The organism is Deferrisoma palaeochoriense (assembly GCF_054656955.1).
In genome coordinates this window covers 26,132-48,827 of the sequence record NZ_BAAHXI010000025.1, presented here as the reverse complement: position 1 = coordinate 48,827, position 22,696 = coordinate 26,132, and the positions used below count along the sequence as shown (strand labels likewise).

General features: G+C 72.2%; 21 protein-coding genes. 9 read left to right on the top strand and 12 right to left on the bottom strand.

The genetic code is table 11. The annotated features are described in order from the left end of the window. Window positions 1-110: 110 nt before the first annotated feature. The 4 genes from ACYQ8L_RS08885 (at window position 111) to ACYQ8L_RS08870 (ending at window position 4,133) form a co-directional block, all read left to right on the top strand. Window positions 111-497, top strand: a complete 387-nt coding sequence (locus tag ACYQ8L_RS08885) for a hypothetical protein (RefSeq protein ID WP_459941431.1) — start codon at window positions 111-113, stop codon at window positions 495-497. 93 nt (window positions 498-590) lie between these two features. Beyond that, window positions 591-1,670, top strand: a complete 1,080-nt coding sequence (gene pdhA / locus ACYQ8L_RS08880; RefSeq protein WP_459941430.1) for a pyruvate dehydrogenase (acetyl-transferring) E1 component subunit alpha — start codon at window positions 591-593, stop codon at window positions 1,668-1,670. 18 nt (window positions 1,671-1,688) lie between these two features. Further along, entirely contained in the window at window positions 1,689-2,666 is a 978-nt protein-coding gene (locus ACYQ8L_RS08875; RefSeq protein ID WP_459941429.1) for an alpha-ketoacid dehydrogenase subunit beta, read from the top strand. A gap of 114 nt (window positions 2,667-2,780) precedes the next feature. Beyond that, the gene (locus ACYQ8L_RS08870; protein WP_459941428.1) at window positions 2,781-4,133 is read left to right on the top strand and encodes a dihydrolipoamide acetyltransferase family protein; all 1,353 of its coding nucleotides are present in this window, start codon (window positions 2,781-2,783) and stop codon (window positions 4,131-4,133) included. A 68-nt stretch (window positions 4,134-4,201) separates the two neighbouring features. On the opposite strand, the gene ACYQ8L_RS08865 is transcribed toward ACYQ8L_RS08870, so the two are convergent. The 6 genes from ACYQ8L_RS08865 to ACYQ8L_RS08840 all read right to left on the bottom strand — a co-directional run bounded on the left by ACYQ8L_RS08865 (window position 4,202) and on the right by ACYQ8L_RS08840 (window position 11,289). Beyond that, a complete protein-coding gene (locus ACYQ8L_RS08865; protein WP_459941427.1) occupies window positions 4,202-5,437 on the bottom strand; it encodes a cation:proton antiporter in 1,236 nt (411 codons plus the stop codon). Window positions 5,438-5,451: 14 nt separating this feature from the next. Next, window positions 5,452-6,639, bottom strand: coding sequence for a cation:proton antiporter (locus ACYQ8L_RS08860; RefSeq protein ID WP_459941426.1), 1,188 nt, complete (start codon window positions 6,637-6,639; stop codon window positions 5,452-5,454). Beyond that, entirely contained in the window at window positions 6,636-7,139 is a 504-nt protein-coding gene (locus tag ACYQ8L_RS08855; RefSeq protein WP_459941425.1) for a CBS domain-containing protein, read from the bottom strand. The genes ACYQ8L_RS08860 and ACYQ8L_RS08855 overlap by 4 nt, the downstream gene beginning before the upstream one ends. Before the next feature lie 134 nt (window positions 7,140-7,273). Further along, window positions 7,274-8,500: a ribonuclease H-like domain-containing protein gene (locus ACYQ8L_RS08850; RefSeq protein WP_459941424.1), complete on the bottom strand. Its 1,227-nt coding sequence runs from the start codon at window positions 8,498-8,500 to the stop codon at window positions 7,274-7,276. Continuing rightward, entirely contained in the window at window positions 8,497-10,824 is a 2,328-nt protein-coding gene (locus tag ACYQ8L_RS08845) for a DEAD/DEAH box helicase (protein WP_459941423.1), read from the bottom strand. Before ACYQ8L_RS08845 ends, ACYQ8L_RS08850 begins: the two co-directional genes overlap by 4 nt. Before the next feature lie 147 nt (window positions 10,825-10,971). Next, a complete protein-coding gene (locus ACYQ8L_RS08840) occupies window positions 10,972-11,289 on the bottom strand; it encodes a hypothetical protein (protein ID WP_459941422.1) in 318 nt (105 codons plus the stop codon). A 124-nt stretch (window positions 11,290-11,413) separates the two neighbouring features. Here ACYQ8L_RS08840 and ACYQ8L_RS08835 point away from each other — a divergent pair, with 124 nt between their 5' ends. After that, window positions 11,414-11,710: a hypothetical protein gene (locus tag ACYQ8L_RS08835; RefSeq protein ID WP_459941421.1), complete on the top strand. Its 297-nt coding sequence runs from the start codon at window positions 11,414-11,416 to the stop codon at window positions 11,708-11,710. Window positions 11,711-11,722: 12 nt separating this feature from the next. On the opposite strand, the gene ACYQ8L_RS08830 is transcribed toward ACYQ8L_RS08835, so the two are convergent. Together ACYQ8L_RS08830 and efp are read right to left on the bottom strand one after the other, a co-directional pair. Beyond that, window positions 11,723-12,637, bottom strand: coding sequence for an EF-P lysine aminoacylase GenX (locus tag ACYQ8L_RS08830; RefSeq protein WP_459941420.1), 915 nt, complete (start codon window positions 12,635-12,637; stop codon window positions 11,723-11,725). Window positions 12,638-12,639: 2 nt separating this feature from the next. Next, window positions 12,640-13,203, bottom strand: a complete 564-nt coding sequence (gene efp, locus ACYQ8L_RS08825) for an elongation factor P (protein ID WP_459941419.1) — start codon at window positions 13,201-13,203, stop codon at window positions 12,640-12,642. Window positions 13,204-13,304: 101 nt separating this feature from the next. Between efp and ACYQ8L_RS08820 the strand changes: the two genes are divergently transcribed. The 4 genes from ACYQ8L_RS08820 to ACYQ8L_RS08805 all read left to right on the top strand — a co-directional run bounded on the left by ACYQ8L_RS08820 (window position 13,305) and on the right by ACYQ8L_RS08805 (window position 16,966). Continuing rightward, on the top strand, window positions 13,305-14,294 hold the full coding sequence (locus tag ACYQ8L_RS08820; RefSeq protein WP_459941418.1) for a KamA family radical SAM protein: 990 nt from the start codon (window positions 13,305-13,307) through the stop codon (window positions 14,292-14,294). A gap of 175 nt (window positions 14,295-14,469) precedes the next feature. Continuing rightward, on the top strand, window positions 14,470-15,708 hold the full coding sequence (locus tag ACYQ8L_RS08815) for a molybdopterin molybdotransferase MoeA (RefSeq protein WP_459941417.1): 1,239 nt from the start codon (window positions 14,470-14,472) through the stop codon (window positions 15,706-15,708). Next, the gene (gene mobB / locus ACYQ8L_RS08810; protein ID WP_459941416.1) at window positions 15,705-16,214 is read left to right on the top strand and encodes a molybdopterin-guanine dinucleotide biosynthesis protein B; all 510 of its coding nucleotides are present in this window, start codon (window positions 15,705-15,707) and stop codon (window positions 16,212-16,214) included. Before ACYQ8L_RS08815 ends, mobB begins: the two co-directional genes overlap by 4 nt. Before the next feature lie 41 nt (window positions 16,215-16,255). Beyond that, a complete protein-coding gene (locus tag ACYQ8L_RS08805) occupies window positions 16,256-16,966 on the top strand; it encodes a hypothetical protein (protein ID WP_459941415.1) in 711 nt (236 codons plus the stop codon). 169 nt (window positions 16,967-17,135) lie between these two features. Here the strand turns inward: ACYQ8L_RS08805 and ACYQ8L_RS08800 are convergent, their stop codons facing one another. The 4 genes from ACYQ8L_RS08800 to ACYQ8L_RS08785 form a co-directional block, all read right to left on the bottom strand. Further along, window positions 17,136-18,431, bottom strand: coding sequence for a class II fructose-bisphosphate aldolase (locus ACYQ8L_RS08800; protein ID WP_459941414.1), 1,296 nt, complete (start codon window positions 18,429-18,431; stop codon window positions 17,136-17,138). 397 nt (window positions 18,432-18,828) lie between these two features. Beyond that, window positions 18,829-19,728 (bottom strand): AEC family transporter, encoded by a 900-nt coding sequence (locus ACYQ8L_RS08795; RefSeq protein WP_459941413.1) that lies wholly within the window; start codon window positions 19,726-19,728, stop codon window positions 18,829-18,831. Between the two features lie 112 nt (window positions 19,729-19,840). Further along, window positions 19,841-21,232 carry a sigma-54-dependent transcriptional regulator gene (locus tag ACYQ8L_RS08790; RefSeq protein WP_459941412.1) on the bottom strand — a complete coding sequence of 464 codons (1,392 nt, stop codon included), beginning with the start codon at window positions 21,230-21,232 and terminating at the stop codon, window positions 19,841-19,843. Window positions 21,233-21,297: 65 nt separating this feature from the next. Continuing rightward, window positions 21,298-22,632, bottom strand: a complete 1,335-nt coding sequence (locus ACYQ8L_RS08785) for a class I SAM-dependent RNA methyltransferase (protein WP_459941411.1) — start codon at window positions 22,630-22,632, stop codon at window positions 21,298-21,300. Between the last annotated feature and the right edge of the window lie 64 nt (window positions 22,633-22,696).

Genomic DNA, 22,696 nt, shown 5'->3' with positions numbered 1-22,696 from the left:
TCTGCTCGGCCGTCGCGCTTCGTCGGAACCCCCAGCCCCACCCCCGCAATTTGCACATTTTTTGAGAGACGGCCCACTAGGGCCCCCCAATTTCCGCGAAAGGAGTCGCCATGACGCTCACGACGCTCGTCCGACGCGCCCCCCGGCTGCACCGGGCCGGGTTCACCCCCTTCGTGCCCGAGGCCCCGGCGCTCCTGCCCGTGTGGCAGGCCCTGGAGAACCTGGTGACGGCCGAGCCCGGCCCGTGGGAGGTCGTGACCGACGGCCGGCGGGTCTGGGCCGTGGAGGAGGCCGCCGAGGGCCGGTTCCGGGCCGTGGAACTGGGCCCCGGCGGCTGGACCGAGGTGCCCGCCCCGCCCGACGCCCTCGCGGCGGCCTACGACGCGGCCGCCGACGCCGTCCGCCGCCCTCTGGCGGTCGGGGGCCGCACCGTTCTCGTGCTCCGGCATCCGGGCTTCGCCCGGCGCCTGGCCGAACTGGGGGCCCGGGCCGCCTGAGTTCGGGCCCCTCCCGCACATCGATTTGACCTCCGGCGGGATCGGGATAGGCTCGTTTCGTGCCCCGATCCCCACCCCGCCGGAGGTCTCCCCATGTACCTGGACCGGTTCGACCCCCTCAACGGCGAGCGGCTCGAGATCCTCGACGCCGACGGGAAGATCACGGACGAGTCGCTTCGGCCCGACATCCCCGACGAGCGGATCCGGGACCTCTACGAGTGGATGGTGGCCATGCGGGCCGCCGACGACATGGCCATCCGGCTCCAGCGGGAGGGCCGGATGGGCACCTACGCCCCCGTGGCCGGCCAGGAGGCCGCCCAGTGCTCGGCCGCGGCGCTCACCGCCGAGGACTGGCTCGTGCCCTCGTACCGGGAAACCGGTGCGCTGTGGCTGCGGGGGGTCCCCCTCCACCGCCTCTACCTCTACTGGGCCGGCGACGAGCGCGGCTCGGCCTGGGACCCGGAACTCCGGACCCTGCCGGTCTCGATCCCGGTGGGGAGCCAGGCGCTCCACGCCGCGGGCCTCGGGTGGGCCCTGCGCCTGAAGGGCGAGCGCGCGGCGGCCCTCGTCTACTTCGGCGACGGGGCCACCTCGGAGGGCGAGGTACTCGAGGCCATGAACTTCGCCGGGGTGTTCCGGGCCCACACCGTGTTTTTCTGCCAGAACAACCAGTACGCGATCAGCGTGCCCCGCCGCCGCCAGACCGCCGCGCCCACCATCGCCCAGAAGGCCCTGGCGTTCGGGTTCCCGGGGATCCAGATCTACGGAAACGATCTCCTGGCCGTGCTCGGCGCCGTGGGGGAGGCCCTGGAGCGGGCCCGCTCGGGGGAGGGCCCGACCCTGATCGAGGCCCTGACCTACCGGTTCGGCCCCCACACCACGGCAGACGACCCCACCCGGTACCGCAGCGACGAGGAGGTGGAGCGGATGCGCCGGTTCGACCCGCTGGTGCGGGTGCGCCGGTACCTGGAGGCGAAGGGCCTTTGGTCCGAGGCGGACGAGGCCGCGCTCCAGGAACGCGTGAAAAAACGGGTCCAGGACGAGGTGGACCAGGCGTTCGCGTTCCCCGAGCCCGACCCGGCGGAGATGTTCGACTCCACCTGGGCCGAGCGCCCGGCCTACCTGGACCGCCAGCGCCGGGAGTTCCTCGAGGCGCTGGGCGGGAACGGGTGAGAACCCGGGAGGACTGCCATGGCCAAGCTCAACATCGTGGGCGCGATCAACCAGGCCCTGGACCAGGAGATGGCCCGCAACGACCGGATCGTCCTCCTCGGGGAGGACGTGGGCGGTGAGGGGGGCGTGTTCCGGGTGACCGAGGGGCTGCAGGAGAAGTACGGGCCCGACCGGGTGGTGGACACCCCTCTCGCCGAGGCCGCGATCGTGGGCACCTCGGTGGGGCTCGCCCTGGGCGGGTTCCTCCCGGTGCCCGAGATCCAGTTCGAGGGGTTCCTGTTCCCGGCCCTGAACCAGCTGTGTAACCACATCGCCCGGTTCCGCAACCGCACCCGGGGCCGGCAGACCCTGCGGATCGTGCTCCGGTGTCCGTGGGGCGGCGGCATCCACGCCCCCGAGCACCACTCCGACTCGCCCGAAACCCTGCTCGTCCACACGCCGGGGCTTGCGGTGGTGACCCCCTCGAACCCCTACGACGCCAAGGGCATCCTGCTCGCGGCCCTGCGGCACCCCGACCCGGTGGTGTTCTGCGAGCCCAAGCGGATCTACCGGGCCATCCGCCAGGAGGTGCCCGAGGAGGACTACACCGTGCCCATCGGGAAGGCGGCCGTGGTGCGGGAGGGCGCCGATGTCACGGTCGTGGCCTGGGGGGCCATGGTCCGGGAGGCCGCGGCGGCGGCCGACGCGCTCGCGGCCGCAGGGGTGGGGGCCGAGGTCATCGATCTGAGGACCCTGTCCCCCATGGACTCGGACACCGTGATCGCCTCGGTGCGGAAGACCGGGCGCCTCGTGGTGGCCCACGAGGCGCCCCGCACCCTGGGGCTCGGCGCGGAGATCGCCGCCCGGGTCATGGAGGACGCCCTGACGGATCTCCTGGCCCCGGTGATCCGGGTCACGGGGTACGACGTGGTCATGCCCCTGTTCCGCCTGGAGGACCACTACCTGCCGGACGCCGGCCGCATCGTCGAGGGGGTGCGCCGGGCGATGGCGTTCTGACGGGGGGCTGGGACGCTGGGAGGCTGGGAAGCTGGGAAGCTGGGAAGCGAAAACCCTGTTGCCCCAGGCGCCCGGAGGAGGTTGCGCGCGAGCGGCCGAAATGGAGGCGACGCCATGCCGTACGAGTTCCGGTTTCCCGACGTGGGGGAAGGAATCGCCGAAGGCGAGATCGTGGAGTGGAAGGTGCGGCCGGGCGACCGGGTCGAGGCCCACCAGACCCTGGTGGTCGTCGAGACCGACAAGGCGGTCGTGGAGATCCCCTCCCCGGTGGCCGGCCGGGTGCTGGAGACCCGGGGCGAGCCCGGCGACGTGATCCGGGTGGGCGAGGTGCTCGCCGTCCTCGACACCGAGGGCGGGGCCGAGGAGGCCGCCCCCGGGGCTCCGAAGCCCGAGCCCCGCCCCACGCCGGCGGACATCCCGGTTCCCGGCGGGCGGCCGAAGGCCGAACGGCCCAAAGGGCCGACGGAGCCGGTGGTGCGGCCCTCGGTGGGGGTGGTGGGCCGGCTCGAGGAGGCCCCGGAGGACGAGGGCGAAGAGGCCCCGGCCGCGCCCGAGCCGGCCGGGGTGCGGGCCCAGCTCAGGCGGGCGAAGGTGCTCCCGCGCGACCGGCTCCTGGCCCGGGAACTCGGGGTGGACGTGGACCGCCTCGAGGGCACGGGGCCGGGGGGCCGGGTGACCGAGGCCGACATCCGGCGGGCCGCGGCCGAGGGCCGGCCGGGCCGGGAGGTGACCCCGGCCGAGGGCCGGCCCGACCGGGACGCGTACGGGCCGGTGGAACGGGTCAGGCTCCGGGGGGTGCGCCGGCGGGTGGCCGAGAACATGGTGCGGTCCCTCGCGACGGCCGCCCAGGTGACCACCACCGACGAGGCCCGGATCGGGCTCCTCGTCCACATCCTGGAGAAGGAGCGGGCCCGGGCCGAGGAGCGGGGCGTTCGGCTCACGCTCCTTTCGTTCGTCCTGAAGGCGGCGGCCTCGGCGCTCGGGGAGGTCCCCTGGCTCAACGCCGGGTACGACGACGAGGCCGGGGAGCTCGTGCTCAAGCGGTACGTGAACCTGGGCGTGGCGGTGGAAACCCCCGACGGCCTTCTGGCGCCGGTGGTCCGGGACGCCGACAAGAAGCCCGTCCTGGAGATCGCCCGGGACCTCCAGGATCTGGCCCGCAGGGCCCGGGAGCGCACCCTCGGTCTGGAGGATCTGCGGGGCGGCACGTTCACGGTGAGCAACTACGGGTCCATCGGCGGGATCTTCGCGACCCCCATCCTGAACCCCGGGGAGGCGGGGCTCCTGGGGGTGGGCCGGGCCCGGGAGGCGCTCCTCGTGGAACAGGGCGCGATCCGCCCCGGGTGGGTCCTCCCCCTCTCCCTCACCTTCGACCACCGCATCGTGGACGGCGCCACGGCCCAGCGGTTCCTGCGGGAGGTGGTCCGGAACCTGGAGGACCCCGACCGGGTGTTCTTGGGCGGCTGACGCGGCGACTCGCTCCCGGTGGAAGCCGGGGGCGCGAGGGCTGGATAGCGGTGTCCAACGCGTTGCGATCAAGGATGTTCAACGGCCCGGAGTTCCCCGGCCATTCGTAATGCCGTCTTGGACAAAATCGGGCCGATGATCTCGTGGATCAGCGTTGCGCCGATCACGAGGTTCACCAACGGCGCGGCGAACGGGGCGAACGCGGGATCGCTCCGCATGAGCAGCGCGAGTCCTACCACGATTCCCCCCTGCGGAACGAGTCCGAAGCCGGCGTAGCGCTGCACGCTCTTCGGGGCGTGGCTGAGTCGGGCTCCCACGAATGCCCCCAAAATCTTTCCGGTTGCCCTGCCGACAACGTACAGGGGGATGAGAGACGCTACCGAACCGATTCCAGAGAACTTCAGGTGCATCCCGCTCAAGGTGAAAAAAAGGACGAAGATTAACTCCTCTGTGTACCGTTCCAGGAGGCCGAAAATCCGATCTTGAACCGGGTTGGTGTTGACCACAACCGCTCCCATGGCCATCGTGGCCAGCAGTTCGTCCGTGCGCAGATAGCGGGCAAGGCCGAACGCGAGGGACAGCGCGGAAAGGAGCAAAACAATGAGACTGCCCTCGGAAGCTCGCGAGAGTAGCGATCCCATAGCGTTGAGAAGCAGTCCGCACGCAATGCCTACCAGAATACCTCCTGCGATCTCTCCGAGCGCCGCCAACACGGCCCCGGCCTCCATCCCCCCGCTCCCGAGGAATGATCGGGCAAACGCCACGCACAGGCTGTAGTTCATGATCCCAATCGCGTCGTCGAACGCGGCGACGCCGAGGACCGCGGAGGTGACGGGGCCTTCGGCCTTGTATTCGTGTACGACCGCCAAGGTCGCCGAAGGGTCAGTGGGAGAAGCGAGTGCGCCCAGAAGGAGACAGAACGCCACGGTCTCCGGTCCACCAGCACCCGGTGGGCCCGGGGCAACCCAGGTCAGGAACGCCAAGGTGACGAGGGCGGCCGCAGCCACGGCGAGTTCGGCCTCAAAGAACACCATCGAGAGAATCGCCGGTCCGAGTTTCCTCATGCGGGCGCGGGTCAGCGATCCTCCTACTTCGAACGTGATAAACGCCAGTGCCACGTTCGTCACGAGATCGGTGTGTTCCGGGAAGCTTGGCGGAACAATCGGAAGAAGATCGGGATTTAGCAGGATTCCGGCGAGAATGTAGCCGGTGACCTTCGGAAGCCCTACCCGCGAGGCCAGTCGCCCCGAGATGAAGCCGGCGGCGAGGAGAAGCCCGACGATCAGAGATGGGGGCAGGCTCATCGAAGGCCCTCCTTTCACGTTGGGGGGCTCGGCACGGGGTGGTGTGGCCCGGATTGAGGCTCCAACCCAAAAGCCGCTCGCAGGGCCACGGGTGTCAGAAGAAGGCTTGCCGCCATATTGACGAGTGCCACCGCCGTCATCAAGTCGGCGAGTGCGCCGGTGAACACCCCCTGGCGCACGGCCACGGCCACCACCACCAGCGACACCTCCATCCGGGGGAGCATCCCGATGCCGACCTGGAGCGCCCACACGGGCTTGAGCCGGCCCAGGAGCGCCCCCAGGGCGGCGCCCAGGAACTTCCCGGCGAAGCTCACCCCGACGAACAGCGGGCCCACCCGCCCCAACCCCCCGAGCCCCCCCAGGTCCAGCGACGAACCCAGGTGCACGAAAAAGAGCGGGATGAACACCCCGTAGGCGACGGCGTGGACCCGGTCGAGGAGCTTTTCCTCCCCCATGCGTTCGCGCACGGCCAGGCCGGCCACGAACGCGCCGGTGATGCCGGCCAGGCCCACGGTTTCGGCCAGGGCGGCGAGCCCCAGGGTCACGATCACCACGAAGGTGAGCGGGGCCTCCGGCAGGTGGATCCGGCGAAACTGGCGGTACAGGGTCGGCAGGATCTTCCAGGCGAACAGCCCGGCCAGCACGAAGTACACCGTGGCCTTCCCCAGCACGGCTTGGGGGGACCCCGTTCCGAGCACCACGGCCAGGAGGCACAGGGCCAGTACGTCGTCCAGGATGGCCGCGCCCACCAGCGTCGCCCCGACCCGGGTGCGGATGCGGCCGGCCTCGAGCAGGGTCACGGCGGTGATGCCGATGCTCGTGGGGGTGAACAGGGCGCCGGTGGCCAGGGCCTGGGGCAGCCCGAATCCCAGCCACCGGGCCGCCGCCACCCCCAGGGCGAACGGGACGGCCACCCCGCCCAGGGCCACGAGGGTCGAGGGCCCCCCGGCCCGCCGGATCTCCTTGAGGCTCGACTCGGTGCCGGTGAGGAGCAGAAGGAACACGAGCCCGAGGTCGGAAAGGGCCGTGAACGCCTCGCCCCGGAGCACCTCGGCCGGAAACCCCCCGACGGAGGCGAGGAGGATCCCGGCCAGGATCTGGCCCAGGATCGGCGGCAGCTTCACCCGGTCGAACGCCTGGCCCAGCACCTTGGCCGCCGCGAGCGCCAGGGCCAGGGTCCCGAGGAACGCGGCCGGGTTCACCGGGGCTCTCCCGTCCGGAGCCGGTGGAGGGCCCGGATCACCTGGAGCGACCCGATCTCCCCCACGAGTTCGTCGCCGTCCACCACGGGCACCCACAGCACCGATTTGGACTCCATGAGGTGCACCACCTCCCCGCAGGGGGTGTCGGGGGCGACGCGGTGCACCACCCGGCCCTCGGTGAAGCAGCAGGTGCAGTCGGCCGCGCCGTGGGCGAGGCTCCGGAACCGGAGCTTCAGGAACCGGGAGTAGGAGGCCTCGGCCGGCTCCAGGGTCCGGAAGAGGTCGCGCCGCAGGAGGATGCTCTGGAGCCCCGCCCGCGCCGGCGGATCGGGCACGATCCAGGCGTGGTCCACGGTGAGGAACACCTCGATCGCGTCCAGGACCGGCATGTGGGGCGGCAGAAACGCGGCCGCGGCGAAGGTGGGGTCCATGATCTCCCGGGCCGGGAGGTCGTGGAACGCCTCGACGAGTCGGCGGATGTCCTCGGGGGTGTGGTCCATGGCGGGCCTCTGGGGAAACCGTGCGGACGTTGGGACGTTAGGACGTGTGGACGGGGAAACCGCCGCAGGGGCGTCCGGCTTCCACGGCGTCCGCCCCGCGACGTACGACGTGCGGCCTGCGGGTTTCCTGCCTTCTATTCCGGCCCTCCGGCCTTCCGCCGCAGGCGGTTTCGCCGGTGCTCCAGGCGGGCCCGGTCGGCCGGGGGCCAGTGGGGGAACCCGAGGGCCCGCTCGACCCAGGAGAGGGCCCGATCGAAGGCGCCCAGGTGGTGCTCCAGCACCTTGGCCGCCTCTTCCACGGGTTCGAGCCGGCCCGGCTCCAGTGTGGCCCATTCCTCCCAGACCGCAAGGGCCTCGCGCCAGGCGCCCCGGCGCTTGTGGGCCCGGCCCAGTTCCCGCAGGGCCCGCGTGCGCGCCCCCCGGCTGGGAGCATCCCGAAGCCCGGCCGCCAGGGCCTCGCAGGCCCGTTCGGTTCTCCGGGCCCGGGCGTGGAGGAACCCCACCCCCAGGGCCTCGGCCCCCGCCGGACGGCGGGCCGCGCACCCGGCGGCCCAGAGGAGCCCCGCGAGGCTCAGGATGTCGAGGCGGTTGTGGGAGAACACCCGGGCCAGCGCCTCGTCGGCCCCCCGGCGCAGGAACCGCTGGTAGACGGAGGGGATCTCCGACCCGGGTACGTCGCCCCGGCGGCGCACCCCGAGCACCCCGGCCTCCAGGGTCACGAGCCGGCAGTCCGGGTGGGAGGGCTTCCACAGGGTGCGGGCCGGGGGCAGGAGGTCGAGGTGGGGCGCCCCATCCAGGGGCCATGTGAGGCGGTTCAGGATGTGGCGGGTTTCGAGGAGAGGCACGTCGAACCGCCGGCCGTTGTAGGTGACCAGACACCCGACCCCCTCGAGTTCCCGGGCCAGGGCGGCGAGAAGGGCGGCCTCCCGGTCGAGGTCCTCCAGGAAGAGCTGCACCACCCGGAATCCCCCCCGGTCCGGGTCCCACCGGCCGACCCCCACCAGGAACGCCACGGTGCCCGCGCCGCCGGCGAGCCCCGTGGTCTCGGTGTCGAGGAACGCCAGGGCCTCGGGCCGGTCCACCCGGCCGAGTTCCCCGGGAAACAGGTCCCGCAGCGCCCCGTCGGGCGGCTCCCCCAGGGCGGCCACCGGAAGCCGGCCGTGGAACCGCCCGGCCCCGGCGACGGCCTCGGTGCGGAACACGGGGCCGAAGGGGGTCTCGGCCCGCGTCCCGGCCACGAACCGCTCCAGGGGGACTCGCCGGCCCGGCCGGTCGAGGCGCTCGAGCCGGGCCCGGAGGTCCGGGTTCCCGGGGGAGGGGGCGCGGTCCAGGCGGCGCAGCCGATCGGCGAGCCGGCTCATGCGGTCCGAAGCAGCCGCTCGAGGATCCGGCGGGCGGCCGCCTTGGCCTCGGGCCCCACCTCCCCCGGGGGGCCCACGCAGGAGGGGCAGCCGGCCTCGCACCGGCAGGCCCCGAGGAGGTCCAGGGCCGATTCCAGAAGGTCCCGGCTCCGGCCGAAGATGCCCTCGGCAAGGCCGCTCCCGCCGGGATAGCGCTCGTAGAGAAACAGCGTGGGCTCGAGGGCCTGCACGGCCGCGTCGGAGTTCACGGGGCCCGGCCCGGCGTCCCACCGGCCCTCCCGGTCGCCCAGGGCCCGGCCCAGGTCGCCGGTGTCGCACAGGCAGTGGAGCGCGGCCAGGTGGTGGAGCGCGTGGCCGAGGCCCGCGATGCCGTCGAGGAACGCGGCGTCCGTGAGCCCCAGGGCCTCGGCGAGCCCGACGGGGAAGGTCCACCAGGCCGCGGTGGTGTGCATCTCCTGGTCCGGCAGGTCCACCTCGCCGTACCCCACGTTCTCCACGGTGTAGAACTTGAGCTTCTTGTACCCCGGCACCCGGCTCACCACGTGCACCTCGCCCCACTCGGCCCGGGCCCCCGGGAGATCGGCGGCGCCGAAGGCCTCCAGGATCCGCACCTTGGCGTAGGTGATGGCCTGGGTGTAGTAGTCCGGGTCCACGGGCCGCACGTAGGCCTTGCGGCCGTCCCAGTCGAGGTGGTCCACCTGGTAGGGCCGGCCCTCCACCATGTAGATGGCCCCCGGGTGGATCGTGGTGGGCGCGCTCTCCAGGTCCACCTGGGCGATCACCCGGGGCCGGGGGCCCGAGGTGTCGATCACGGTGAAGTTGTCGGGGTCGGCCGTCCGCAAGGCCACCTGGTCGGCCGGGTAGGCGTCCTCGATCCAGTGCCACCGCCGGCCCGCCCGGCGCACCACGCCCTTCTCCTCGAGGTAGGCCAGGATCTCCTCCAGGGGTTCGGCGCCGAAGGCCTCCCCCTCCTCGAAGGGCAGCTCGAAGGCGGCGCACCGGATGTGGCTCACGAGCACGTGGAGGTTGTCCGGGTCGATGAGCCCCAGTTCCGGGGGCGCCCCCAGCACGGCCTCGGGGTGGGTCACCACGTACTGGTCCAGGGGCTGGCTCGAGGCCACTAGGACGGCCGCGCTCACCCCGGTGCGCCGGCCCGCCCGGCCGGCCTGCTGCCAGGTGCTCGCCACGCTCCCCGGGTACCCGGTGAGCACGGCGGCCTCGAGTTGGCCGATGTCGATCCCGAGTTCCAGGGCGTTGGTGGCCACCACCCCCCGGATCGTGCCGTCGCGCAGGCCGCGCTCGATCTCCCGGCGCAGGTCCGGCAGGTACCCGCCCCGGTAGCCCCGGACCCATCCCTTGCGGTCGGGCCGGCGCTCGAACTTGTCCTTGAGGTACCGGGTCAGGATCTCCACCTGGAGCCGGCTTCGGACGAACGCGATGGTGGACACGTTTTCCCGGAGGAACCGGGTGGCGATCTTCCGGGCCACCCCCACGGCCGAGGCCCGGAGGCCCAGGGCCGGGTCGATCACGGGCGGGTTCACGAAGAGGAGGTGCTTTTTCGCCCGGGGTGCCCCCGACTCGGTGATCTCCACGAGGTCCTCGGCGCCGGTGAGCCGCCGGGCCAGGTCCCCGGGGTTCCGGAGGGTGGCCGACGAAAGCAGGAAGGCGGGGTCGCTTCCGTGGAACCGGCACACCCGCCGGAGCCGCCGGAGCACGTTGGCCACGTGGGAGCCGAAGATGCCCCGGTACACGTGCATCTCGTCGATCACCACGTACCGGAGGCTCCCGAAAAAACGGGCCCATCGGGGGTGGTGGGGCAGGATGCCCTGGTGGAGCATGTCGGGGTTGGTGAGCACGATCCGGGCCTGGTCCCGGACCCGGCGGCGGATGTCCTGGGGCGTGTCGCCGTCGTAGGTGAAGGCCGGGAGGTCCCGGCCCAGGGCCCGGGCGAGGCCCTGGAGTTCGGCCAACTGGTCCTGGGCCAGGGCCTTGGTGGGGAAGAGGTAGAGGGCCCGGGCGTCGGGGTCCCGCAGCAGCGTGGTCACGACCGGGAGGTTGTAGCACAGGGTCTTGCCCGAGGCCGTGGGGGTGACGGCCACGAACCCCCGGCCGGCCAGGGCCGCTTCGGCCGCGGCGGCCTGGTGGGTGTAGGGCCGCTCGATGCCCCGGGCCCGCAGGGCCGCCACGAGATCGGGATGGACCTCCTCCGGGAACGCCGCCGTGCGCGGCGGCAGGGCCTCCAGCACCTCGTGGCGGGTGACGCACGGCCCCAGGTTTCGGTCGCGCAGGAGGGCCTCGACGATCTGTTCCACACCGGCTCGCATGGGGCCCGAGGATAGCAGAGCGCCGCGGGGAGGGGGAAGGAGAGGGGCGGGTTTGGGGAATGGGGAATGGGGAGTCGAAACCGGGGAAGGGCCCTGGTGTGGCGTGCACGGACCGAGAACCGATGGACCGAAGACCGACGACCGCCCTTATGCTTTGAGGTCCAGCACGTGGCCCTCGGCGACCTCGGGCGGGGGTTCCTCGGGTTCGGGGGGCTCCCGAGGCGGGGCGCGGCGGTCGTCCGGGTTCCCCCGGCGTTCTCCCTCCCGGTGGTCCCGGTCCCGGATGCGGGCCTCCTCGGCCTGCTCCGCGCCCGTGACGTCCCGGTGGACCTCCTCGACCCGGTGCACCGCGGCCTGGGTGGCCAGGCGGTTCGCCAGCACCTTCTGTTCGGGGTCGAGCCGCTTGAACTCCTCGAGACCCCGGCTCATGGCGGCCAGGTCCATCATCCGCACGCCGTCGGGCATCGGACCCCTCCGGGTTTCGGGTTCACCTTTCGTTTCGGCGGGTTGGGATCCGGACTTGAGCCGTCTTCCTTTTGGGGTACCCTGGGGCCCGTGTCGGTTCTCAACGTCTCGAGGGAGGATGTCCATGTGGACGGCGATTCGGAGGGCGGTGGTGCTTGCGGCGGTGGGGTTGGCGGCGTGCAGCGGGGGCGGGGGCGAAAGCCACGAGACGAAGGCGATGTCCATCAAACCGTCGGAGGACCTGAGCGCGGAGGCGCTCGAGATCCTCAACGCCAAGTGCACGGTCTGTCACACGAGCGAGCGGTTCGAGGCCCGCCAGTTCACGGCCGAGGAGTGGAACGAGGTGCTCGAGCGGATGGTCACCAAGGGCGCCCGGCTCTCGGGCGACGAACTGGACGTGCTGCGGCACATCCGCAGGTAGGGGCGGGTCGGCTCAGCCGATCTCCTCCGGGGTGAACGCCACGACCCGGTCGATCCGGTCGGCGCCGGTCAGGAGCATCACGAGCCGGTCCACGCCCAGCGCGATGCCGGCGCAGGGGGGCACCCGGGCGAGGTCGGCCAGGAACCCCTCGGGCAGGGGGCCGGCCCAGGCGCCCCGGGCCCGCCGCAGGGCGAGTTCCGTCTCGAACCGGGCCCGCTGCTCGGCGGGGTCGGTGAGCTCGGTGAAGGCGTTGGCGAGCTCGAGCCCCCCGGCGTAGAGTTCGAACCGCTCAGCCCGGTCGGGCCGGTCGGGCCGCCGGCGGGCGAGGGCGGCCTGGTCGAGGGGGTAGTCATAGAGGAACGCGGGCTTTCCGAGCTCCGCGAGCGCCGGCTCCACCCGTTCCACCAAGAGTTCCTCGAACATCCCCCGGCCCAGCGCCTCCTCCGGGTCGGCGCCGGCCCACCGCCGAAACGCCTCGTCCACCGGGATCCGGGGCCAGGGGGGGGCGAGGTCCACCTCTCGGCCGGCGGTCCGGATCCCGGGCCCAACCCCGGCGGCCCGGGCGACCGCGGGGATCAGGTCCTCGCACTCGGCCATCAGGTCCTCGTAGGTCGCGCCGACCCGGTACCACTCGATCATCGTGAACTCGGGCAGGTGGAGCCGGCCCCTCTCCCCGGCGCGCCAGCACCGGCAGACCTGGAAGATCCGCTCCCACCCCCGGGCCAGGAGCCGCTTCATCGCAAGCTCCGGGCTCGGGTGGAGCACCCCCCCCTCGGCGGGCACCGGGTCGATGTGGGCCTCGGGCAGGGGGGCGGGCAGGAGGTGGGGGGTCTCCACCTCCACGTACCCCCGTTCCACGAAAAAGGCCCGGACCGCCGCGACGATCCGGGCCCGGGCCCGCAGAAACGGCTCCCGCGGATCGGCCACCGCTACTCCTTCACCCGGGTCACGTACTGGCCGGTGCGGGTGTCGATCTGGATCTTGTCCCCTTCCTCCACGAAGGCCGGGGCCTGGAGCTCGTACCCGGTCTCCACCTCCACGGGCTTCGTGACGTTGGTGGCCGTGTCGCCGCGGGCCGCCGGATCGGCCCGGGTCACGGTGAGCACCACGAAGTTGGGGAGCGTCACGCCGATGGCGCGGCCCTGCCAGAGCACCACGTCCACCTCGAGGTTGTCGGTGAGGAAGTACCGGCTGTCGCCCAACTGGTCGGCTGACACCTGGTACTGCTCGTAGGTCTTCTGGTCCATGAAGGTGTAGAACTGGCCGTCCGTGTAGAGGTAGTTCATCTTGCGCTCCTCCACGTCGGCCGGCTTGAAGGTGTCGCCCGAGCGCCAGGTGCGGTCGAACTGCACGCCCGTGAGCATGTTCTTGAGCCGGCACTTGTAGAGCGCCTGGCCCTTGCCCGGCTTCGAGAACTCGAAGTCCACGATCACGTAGGGCTCGCCGTCGAGTTCGAGCTTCAAGCCCTTGCGAAGATCACCCGCCTTGTACATGTCGAAAAGCTCCTTGGCCGGAGGTTGGGAAAGGGCGTATTTTTACCGCCCCTCCGGGTGCCCTGTCAAAACGAAAGGAGCTGAAACTGAACGCGTTTCCCGTGCGCTGGCCGCCCGAGTACCGGCGGACGGCCGAGGCCCTGGGGCCCGGAAGCCCGCTTCACGCCATGGGGGACCCCGGGCCGGACGAGGACGGGCCCGATCCCGACGCCCTTGCGGACCCCACGGGGGAGGAGGCGCTCCACCCGGTGCCGTTCGTGGTGCAAAAGCACGCGGACCGGGTGCTCGTGCTCGCGGCCCACCGGTGCTTCTTTTACTGCCGGTTCTGCTTCCGGCGGGGCGGTCCGGCCCACCGGGAGTCCCCGGGTGCGGCGGACTGGGAGCGGATCTTCGCCTGGCTGGGGGAACGGGGCGAGGTCGAGGAGGTGATCCTCTCGGGCGGCGACCCGCTCACCCTGCCCGACCGCGCGATCGCGTGGATTGGGGGGCGGCTGGCGGCGATCCCGCACCTGCGGCGCTGGCGGATCCACACCCGGGCCCCGGTGGTGGTGCCGCGGCGGGTGGGACGGGGGCTCCTCGAGGCGCTCGCGGCCGGCCCCCCCTGCCGGGTGGTGCTCCACGCGAACCACCCGGCCGAACTGCGGCCGGCCGTGGCCGAGGCGGTGGGGCGCCTCCGGCAGGCCGGGGTCGCCGTGGAGAACCAGGCCGTGCTGCTCGGGGGCGTGAACGCCGACCCGGAGACGCTGGCGGGGTTGGTGAAGGGGCTCGAGGCGTGGGGGATGAGGCTGCGCTACCTGCACCACCCCGACCGGGCCCCGGGCACGGCGCGGTTCCGGGTGAGCCTGGCCCGGGGGCTCGAAACGGTGCGGTCGGCCGAGCGCAGGCTGGGCCCGGAACTGCCCTACGTGGTGGATTTGCCCACGGGCCACGGAAAGGCGTTCGTCCGCGACCTGGCGCCGGTGGCCGAGGAGCGGGCCGGCGGGCGCCGGCGCGTGCGGTACCGGTGGGCCCGGCCTTCGGGGTGGCGCTCGCTCGTGGCCGGCGACCGGGCCGAGTGGTGGGACGTGTGGGAGCCGGTGCCCCCTCGTTGACCGGTTTTCCGCCGGGTTGTTAGGATCACATCCCCGTTTTTTACCACGGAGGGCACGGAGGACACGGAGGGACGCGTTTTCGGACCTGCCCCCTCCGTCGCGGGCCCGTACGGCGCCCCGCGAGGCCGTGCCCCTGCCGTCGACCGTAGACCGACGACCGGAGACCGATCCTCCCATGATTCCCGTTCTGGACGCCGTGGAGATCATCCTGGGGGCCGTGAGGCCCCTACCCCCCGAAAAGGTCTCGATCCTCGAGGCCGACGGCCGGGTGCTCGCCGAGGACATCGCGGCGCCCCGCGACCTGCCCCCCCACGACAACTCGGCCATGGACGGCTACGCCGTGCGCCACGCCGACCTCGCCCCGGGGGTCGTTCTCGAGGTGCTCGAGGAGATCCCGGCCGGCACGGATCCCACCCGGGGCCTGGGGCCGGGCCAGGCCGCGAAGATCATGACCGGGGCCCCGATCCCCGCCGGGGCGGACACGGTGGTGCCGGTGGAGGACACCCGGCCCCTGGACGGCCGGGTCGAGATCGTGAGCGTTCCCAAGGCCGGGGCGAACATCCGGCCCCGGGGCGAGGACGTTCGGGAAGGGGAGTTGGTGCTCCCCCGGGGCACCCGGGTGCGGCCGGCCGAGGTGGGCATGATGGCGAGCCTGGGCCGGGCCTTCGTGCTGGTGCACCAGAGGCCCCGGGTGGCCGTGCTCGCCACCGGCGACGAGATCGTGGATCTCGACTCCCCGGCCCAGGGGTCCAAAATCATCAACTCGAACTCCTACGGCGTGGCGGCCCAGGTGGCCGAGGCCGGCGGGGTGCCCGTGGTGCTGGGCATCGGACGGGACGACCCCGACGGGCTCCTCGAGATGTTTGAGCGGGCCCGGACCTGCGACGCCGTGATCACCACCGGCGGGGTCTCCATGGGCGACTACGATTTCGTGCGGCCCGTGCTGGCGAAGGCCGGGGTGGCCGTGCAGTTCTGGAAGGTCGCCATGAAGCCCGGAAAACCGGTGGTCTTCGGGCTCCGGGGGGCGTCCCCCGTGTTCGGGCTCCCCGGGAACCCGGTGTCGGCCATGGTGGCCTTCGAGCAGTTCGTGCGGCCGGCCCTCCGGAAGATGCAGGGCCACGCCCGGCTGTTCCGGCCCGTCGTCGAGGCCGTGCTGGGCGACGAGGCCGGCCCGGTCAAGACGAAGGCCGGCCGGATGGACTTCGTGCGGTGCCGGGTGGAGCGCCGGGGCACCGGGTTCCGGGTGGTGAGCGTGAAAAAGCAGGGCTCCGGGATCCTGAGCACCCTGGTGGAGGCCAACGGGCTCTTGGTCATCCCGTCTGACTCCACGGGCGCGAAGCCGGGGGACCTCGTGCGGGTCCAGATCTACGACGAGGGGTTCCTCGACCAGACGGAGCCGGGGATCGGGCCGTGAAGCCGGCCGTCTGCCTCGTGTGCGGGCCCTCCGGAAGCGGCAAGACGACGCTCCTGGAGCGCCTGGTGGGGGAACTCACGGCCCGGGGCCGCCGGGTGGCCACTGCCAAGCACCACCGGGGCCGGGTGGAGGTGGACCGGCCGGGAAAGGACACCTGGCGCCACCGGAAGGCCGGGGCGGTGGCCACGTTCTTCGTCACGGCCGACGAGATCGTGGTGTTTCGCGACCGGCCGGCCGACGTGTCGCCCGCCGTTCTTGCGGGGTGGTGCCCGGCCGGGACCGAGCTGCTTTTGGTGGAAGGATTCAAGGGCCTCACCGAGTATCCCCGGATCGAGGTCGTGCGGCGGGGGTTCGAGCGGGAGATTCCATGGACCGAGAACGTTCTCTGCGTCGCCACCGACCTCGCCGGGTTCGGGGCGCCCTGCCCGGTGTACGGCCTGGAGGACGCGGCCGGCCTGGCCGACCTCGTGGAGCGGGCGCTCCTCACGCCCGCTACCTCCGGCTGACCGATCCCCCCTTCCCGGAAGATCTCGCCGGTTACGACGGGGTGGCGGTGGGGGCGGAGTTCTGCCCCCGCCGGCTCGCCGCTCCGGGCGAGTTGGCGCCCTACCTCCGGCGGTGGAAAAGCCAGGGGCTCGGCGTCCAGTTCGTCACCCCGGCCGTGCGGGAGGGGGCGTTCGAGGCCGTGTGGGCGTGGCTTCGCGCCGCCCTCGAGGTCGCCCCGGGCGCCGAGGTGGCCTTCAACGACTGGGGGCTTTGGGAGAGGGCGCGGGCCGAGGGGCTCGCCTTTCGGGGGGTGGCCGGCCGGCTCCTCTCCCGGCAACGCCGGGGTCCCCGGGTGCTCGGCATGGTGGCGGCGGCCGCCCCGCGGGAGGCCCGGGAGCTCCGGGGAAGCGTCTGGGACGAGCCCGAAGGGGTGCGGCTCCTGGAGGAGTTCGGGGCCGTGGGGGTGGAGCTCGATCTCATCCTGCCGGGGCTCCGGGTGCCCGCGCTCCCCGGGGGGGTCACGCTCCGGGTCCACGCCCCCTGGATCCCGGTGACCGTGGCGTTGGCGTGCCCCTGGACCGAGGCGCCGCTGGCCTGCGATCGGCCGTGCCGGGCGGCCGAACCCGCGTGCCTGCGGAACGACGAAGATCCCCACCCCCTCTGGTCCCGGGGCAACACGCTGTTCCTCCGGCGGGAGAGCGAACCCCCCGCCGCCTACCTCGCCCGGCTAGGAGCCGAGCGGCTCCTGTGGTCCCCCGAGATCCCGGGGTAGGGCGCCGGAACCGGGTTGCCAGAGCCCCGTCCGCGGGGCAACCTCCCGGGGGCATCACCGCGTCCCGGGGGCCGTGCCCCCCGGCTGGGACTGGCCGTGAGGTCTCGCGCTCCGAAATTGCGAGCCGCCTGGCTGCCCGGCCGCCTAGCCGCCCGGCGGGTCCGGCCCCTCAGTCGTCGAAGTCGCCCTGGGGGCCTTCCTCCTTGTGCAGGGTCTTGGCCCGCGCCCGGATCTTCTCCTCGGTCCACTCGGCCGGGTCCTCGATCCGCTCGGCCTTGGGTCCGAGGTCGTAGGACTCGGCCCGGAGGATGGCCTCGATCGCCAGCGGGGCCGTGTCGGCCGCGTTGAACACCTCGGTCAGGAGCCGGTAGGTGAACTCCTCCACCCCCCGGATCATCCGTTCCCGGATCTCGGCAGGCTGAGCCCAGAGTTTGTTCTCAAAGGGGAGGTTGAGCTTCTTGTAGTCGCCCTTCTTCCACCCCTTCTCCTTGGCGAAGGCCACCATCTCGGCCCAGAGTTCGTCGGTCACCCCCGCCCCGGGTTCCCGCACGAACTCGCCCTGGTCGTCGAGGATGGCGTTCCCGTACTCGTTCACCTTGACCCCCCAGGAGATCATCTGGAGCGCCGTGGCCACGTTGGCCTTGGTGGTCCGGGTCTCGGCCGCGATCCGCCGCAGGCGCTCGAAGCTGTTCCCCGAGGTGCCGTGCTGGGCGCCCGAGACCCCGTAGGGCTCCAGGGCCTTGTGGATCTCGGCGGTAAGTTCCACCTGGATCCCGGCGTCCGAGTCCTGGATGCCGTGGGAGGTGCCGTTGTTGAGGGCGATCCAGTCGGGGAACACCCCGTGGGCGTTGAGGCCCCGCACCAGGAACAGGGCCTCGTCGGGGGTCGAGAGGCCCGACTCCCCCTTGATCTCTCCCACCTCGGTCTCGAGGCCGGCCCAGGCGGGCACGTACCGGTAGAGGTCGAGGTTCGTAAGCAGGTTCTCGTCGTCGGGCAGGTGGGAGGCGTCGATCGCGATCGAGGTGATGCCGGCGTCGAACATGCTGGGGATCTCGGTGCGGGCCGTCTCCACGTCCTTGGGTTTCTTGAGGGTGTAGTGGTCCGCGTGGATCGCCACGGGCACGGTGATCCCCAGCTCGTTGGCGGCTTGGTCCACGTAGGTCGCCATGTTCCAGTAGTTCACGGCGCAATAGGCGCCGGTGCCGCCCTCGCTTTTGGCGATCTCGATGATGACCGCGGCGTTGGCCCGCTGGGCGGCCCGCAGCACCCCGTAGATCACGAACCGGTTCCGGGCGTTGGCCGCGATGGCCATGGCGCCGCCCTTGGCGAGCATGGCCCGGTCGATCACCTTGCCGCTCACCAGAAGCGCCCGGGAGTGGGGGAACAGCTTCCGGACGTTGGGCGGCCGGCCCACCTCGAGGGCCCTCTGGAACTCCTGGGAAGCGGACGACACGATCTGGCTCATGGAGATACCCCTCCGTCGAGGAACGGGGCCGCCCCGGGGCGGCCGAATCGATGGAAACCGCCGGAGACGCCTACTTTTACGGAATCCAACGGGGCGGGTCAATGGTGTCCGCCGGGCGTCGGCCGGGCGAGGGGCCCGGCGGTACGCGTCGTGGACCGTAAGCTCGTAGAGCCTGGCCGTGCGTGGATCTGGGGGCGTTGTCTTCGCTGACCCCCTCGCAGGGGCCGCCTCGGCTCGGTCCGCTGCGGCGCGTGAGGGCACGCGCCGCGGCCGCTCCCCTCGAGCCGGGCGGGCCTTGCTGCTCGGGCGTCGCGCTCCGACAACGCCCCCAGCTCCACCCGGTTGCCGGACACCCCTACGGGGGCCACGCCACAGGGCGCTGCGCTGCGCGCCCGGTTCAGCCCAGCCAGAGGGGGAGGGTCGCTGCGCTCAGGAGGGTGCTCAGGCTGATGGCGGTCGAGGCGAGCCCCGGGTCGCCCCGGAGTTCCCGGGCCATCACCAGGGTCAGGGTGGCGGTGGGGGAAGCCAGGAGCACCACGGCCGCCGTCCGCTCCACGCCCGAGGCGCCGGCCACCCCAAGGAGCACGGTGCCGAGCGCAGGTAGCGCCAGGTTTTTGAGCGCCGTGGAGGTGAGGGCCGGCACGGGGTGGCGCAGGGCCTGGAGCCCGAGGTCGGCGCCGATCAGCAAGAGCGCCAGGGGAAGCCCCATGCTCCCCAGGATCCGCAGGGTCTCCCCGGCCAGGTCCGGGAGGGGCAGGCGGAAATAGCTCCACACGAGCCCGAGAAGGCTCCCCACGATCACGGGCTGGAGCGCGATCCGCCGGGCGAGCCCCCCGAGGCCGGGCCGCTGGCCCGAAGCGGTCACGAGCGCGAGCACCGAGAGAAAGTTGTTGGCCAGCATGAAAAACGCGGCGTACACCCCGGCGAACTGTAGGCCCCGGTCCCCGAGCCCGTAGTAGGCCACGGCGAGCCCGATGTAGCCCAGGTTCGCGTGCACCGAGGCCTGCACGAAGGTCCCCCGGCTCCCGCCCCGAAGCCCCAGCACCGGGGCTACCACCTGGGCCAGGAGCCATACGGTGCCGATGGCCGACACGGCGGCCACGATGCCCGCCGGCCGGAACACCTCCCGGAACGGGGCGGCCGAGATCTTGAGGAAGATGAGGCAGGGTACGGCCAGGTAGTAGGCCAGGCGGTTCGCCGGCGCCCGGAATTCGGGCGGAAGGAGCCCGAGGCGCCGGCCGGCCCAGCCCACGAGGATCACCAGGAAAACGGGAAGGACGCGTAGGATCGGCGCCATGGGCCAGGTCGGGTTGGGGGTGAGGGGGAAAGCGGTCGGCGCGCGGGGCGGGCCCGAACGAAGCGCCCGGCGCCCCGGCCCGCAGGGTTTCCCGGGCTTTCAGTCTCCCAGCCTACAGGAGGTTGTACTTTTTCATCCGGTACCGCAGGGCGTCGCGGGTGAGGCCGAGCATCTTGGCGGCACGGGTCTGGTTGTTCCCGGTTTTCTCGAGCGCCTGGACGATGAGCTCCCGCTCCACCTCCTCGATGTCCACGCCCTGGTCCGGAAGCACCACCACCCCCGGCTGGGGCGCGGCGCCGGAGGCCGCGGGCCTGCGCTCGGGCCCCCCGCCCTTGATCTTCCAGGGCAGGGCGTCCACCCCGATCTCGTCGCCCGTCGAGAGGATCACGGCCCGTTCCACCACGTTCCGGAGTTCCCGGATGTTGCCGGGCCAGTCGTAACGCTGGAGGAACGCCTCGGCCTCCTCCGAGAACCCCCGGAACGAGGTCTTGAACTCCCGGTTGTAGGTCTCGAGGAAATGGTAGGCCAGGGGCAGGATGTCCTCGCGCCGCTCCCGCAACGGCGGGAGCACGATGGGCACCACGCTGAGCCGGTAGTAGAGATCCTCCCGGAACCGCTTCTCGGCGATGGCCTGCTCCAGGTCGGCATTGGTGGCGGCGATGATCCGCACGTCCACCTCGATGTCCTCCTTGCCGCCGATCCGCTTGAAGGTGCGGTCCTCCAGGAACCGAAGGAGTTTCGCCTGGAGCCCCAGCTTCATGTCCCCGATCTCGTCCAGGAAGATCGTGCCCCCGTCCGCGAGCTCGAAGAGGCCCTTCTTCGTCTTCTTGGCGTCGGTAAACGCGCCCTTCTCGTAGCCCATGAGCTCGCTTTCCAGGAGTTCCTCGGGAAGGGCGGTGCAGTTGATCGGCATGAACGGCCGGTCGGCCCGGGGGCTTTCGTAGTGGATGGCCTGGGCGAGCACGTCCTTTCCGGTGCCGCTCTCGCCCATGAGGAGCACCGTGGTGGAGGACGACTGGGCCACCCGCCGGGCCACCGAGAGCACCTCCTTCATCCGGGCGCAGCCCGCGATGATCCGGTCGAACCCGAGCTTGTGGCCGTGCTGGGTGCGGAAGAACGCCACCTCCTGGCGCAGGCGGTTCGTCTCGAGGGCGTGGCGGACCTTGGTCTGGATCTCGGTGAGATCGAAGGGTTTGGACACGTAGTCGTAAGCCCCGAGCTTCATGGCCTTCACGGCCACGTCCACCTGGGTGGTGGCCGTGATCATGATCACCGGGGTCTCCTGGTCCACCTCCTTGATCTGCTGGAGCACCTGGATGCCGTCGATCCCCGGGAGCTTGATGTCGAGGAGCACGAGATCCGGCGCCTCGGCCCGGAACGCCTCGAGCCCCTCCTCCCCGGTCTCGGCCGTGACGCACCGGTACCCCTCTTTTTGGAGGTTCTCCGAGAGGGACCAGCGGATCAGATATTCGTCGTCGACGATCAGCACCTTGGGCTTGGGCATGGGAGCTCCGGGGCCGGCTGCGCGGGAGAAAGGTGCGCCATTTTACGCACCCGCGGCGTGCGGAGTCAAAGCCGCCGGAGCAGGGCGAGGCACTCCAGGTGCGCCGTTTGGGGGAACATGTCGGCCGCCCGGATCCATTCCACCCGGTAGCCCCGGCCGAGGAGGAGGCCCAGGTCCCGCACCAGGGTGGGCGGGGAGCAGGACACGTAGAGGATGTGGTCGGGGCCGAGGTCGGCCAAGGCGGCCGCGGCGTCGGCCGCGCCCTCCCGGGGCGGGTCGAGGAGGGCGAACCGCGGCCGGAACCCCTCGCGGCCCAGGCGCTCCAGGGCCCGGGCGGCCGGCTCGGCCCGGGCCTCCACGTGGGTCCAGCCAAGTTCCAGGGCGTTGCGGGCGAGGTCCTGGGCCGCCGGCGGGTAGCCCTCCACCGCCACCACCCGCCGGGCGGCAAGAGCGAGGGGAAGGGTGAAATTGCCCGCCCCGGCGTAAAGGTCGAGGGCGTCGGCGCCGCGGTAGAGGGGCGCCAGGGCCGTCACCTCGTCCACCAGGGCCTGGTTCACCCCGGGGTTCGCCTGCACGAACCCGCCGGGCCGGACCCCGTACCAGAGGTCGCGGCCGCCCGCGCGCACCCGGAACCGCATGGCTTCCGTGCCGGGGGCCAGGGGCTCCAGGGTCTCCTTGCGGCCGGCCTGGAGGTGGGCCGCCGCGATCCCGGCCCACCGGCAGAACTCCCGGAGCCGGATCCGCTCCTCCGGGATGGGCGGGCGAAGCAGATGGAACACGCCCCAGACGCGCCCCTGGTCGTCCACCTGGAGGTCCACCTGGGGCAGATGCCCCCTGGCGGGGGGGAACGCCTGGAGGAACGCCCGGAGCGGGCCCAGACGCTCCCGGAGCGCCGGGTGGGCGATGGGGCAGTCGTCGATCTCGACGAGCCGGTGGGTGCCCTGGGCGAAGTAGCCCACCCGGGCTCCCCCCTCGATCCACCGGACCTTCCAGCCCACGCGGTTCCGGTACCCGAACTCCCTGGGCGAGGCAAGGGGGTCGCGAAACCGGCCCTCCACCCCGTCGCCCAGGCGGGACCGGACGAACTTCCGGAAGCTCTCGGCCTTGGCCCGCCACTGCTCGGGGTAGGGAAGGTGCTGCCAGTGGCAGCCGCCGCACCGGCCGAAGGCGGGGCAGGGGGGCTCCCGCCGGAGCGGCGAGGGCTCGATCACCTCCATCAGCCGGCAGACGACGTGCCGGCGCTTCTCGCGCACGGCGGCCGCGAGCACGGTGTCGCCCGGCGCCGTGAGCGGCACGAAGGCCACCTTGCCCCCGAGGTGGCCCATGCCCATTCCCCGGTCGGCCGCGGCAAAAATCCGGATCCGGTGGGTGCGTTCGGGTGGTGCGGGGGGATCGCCCATGGTAGACTCGCCGGACCAAGGCAGAGGATCGGTAGGCCGCTCGCGGCGCATACCGTACACCCCG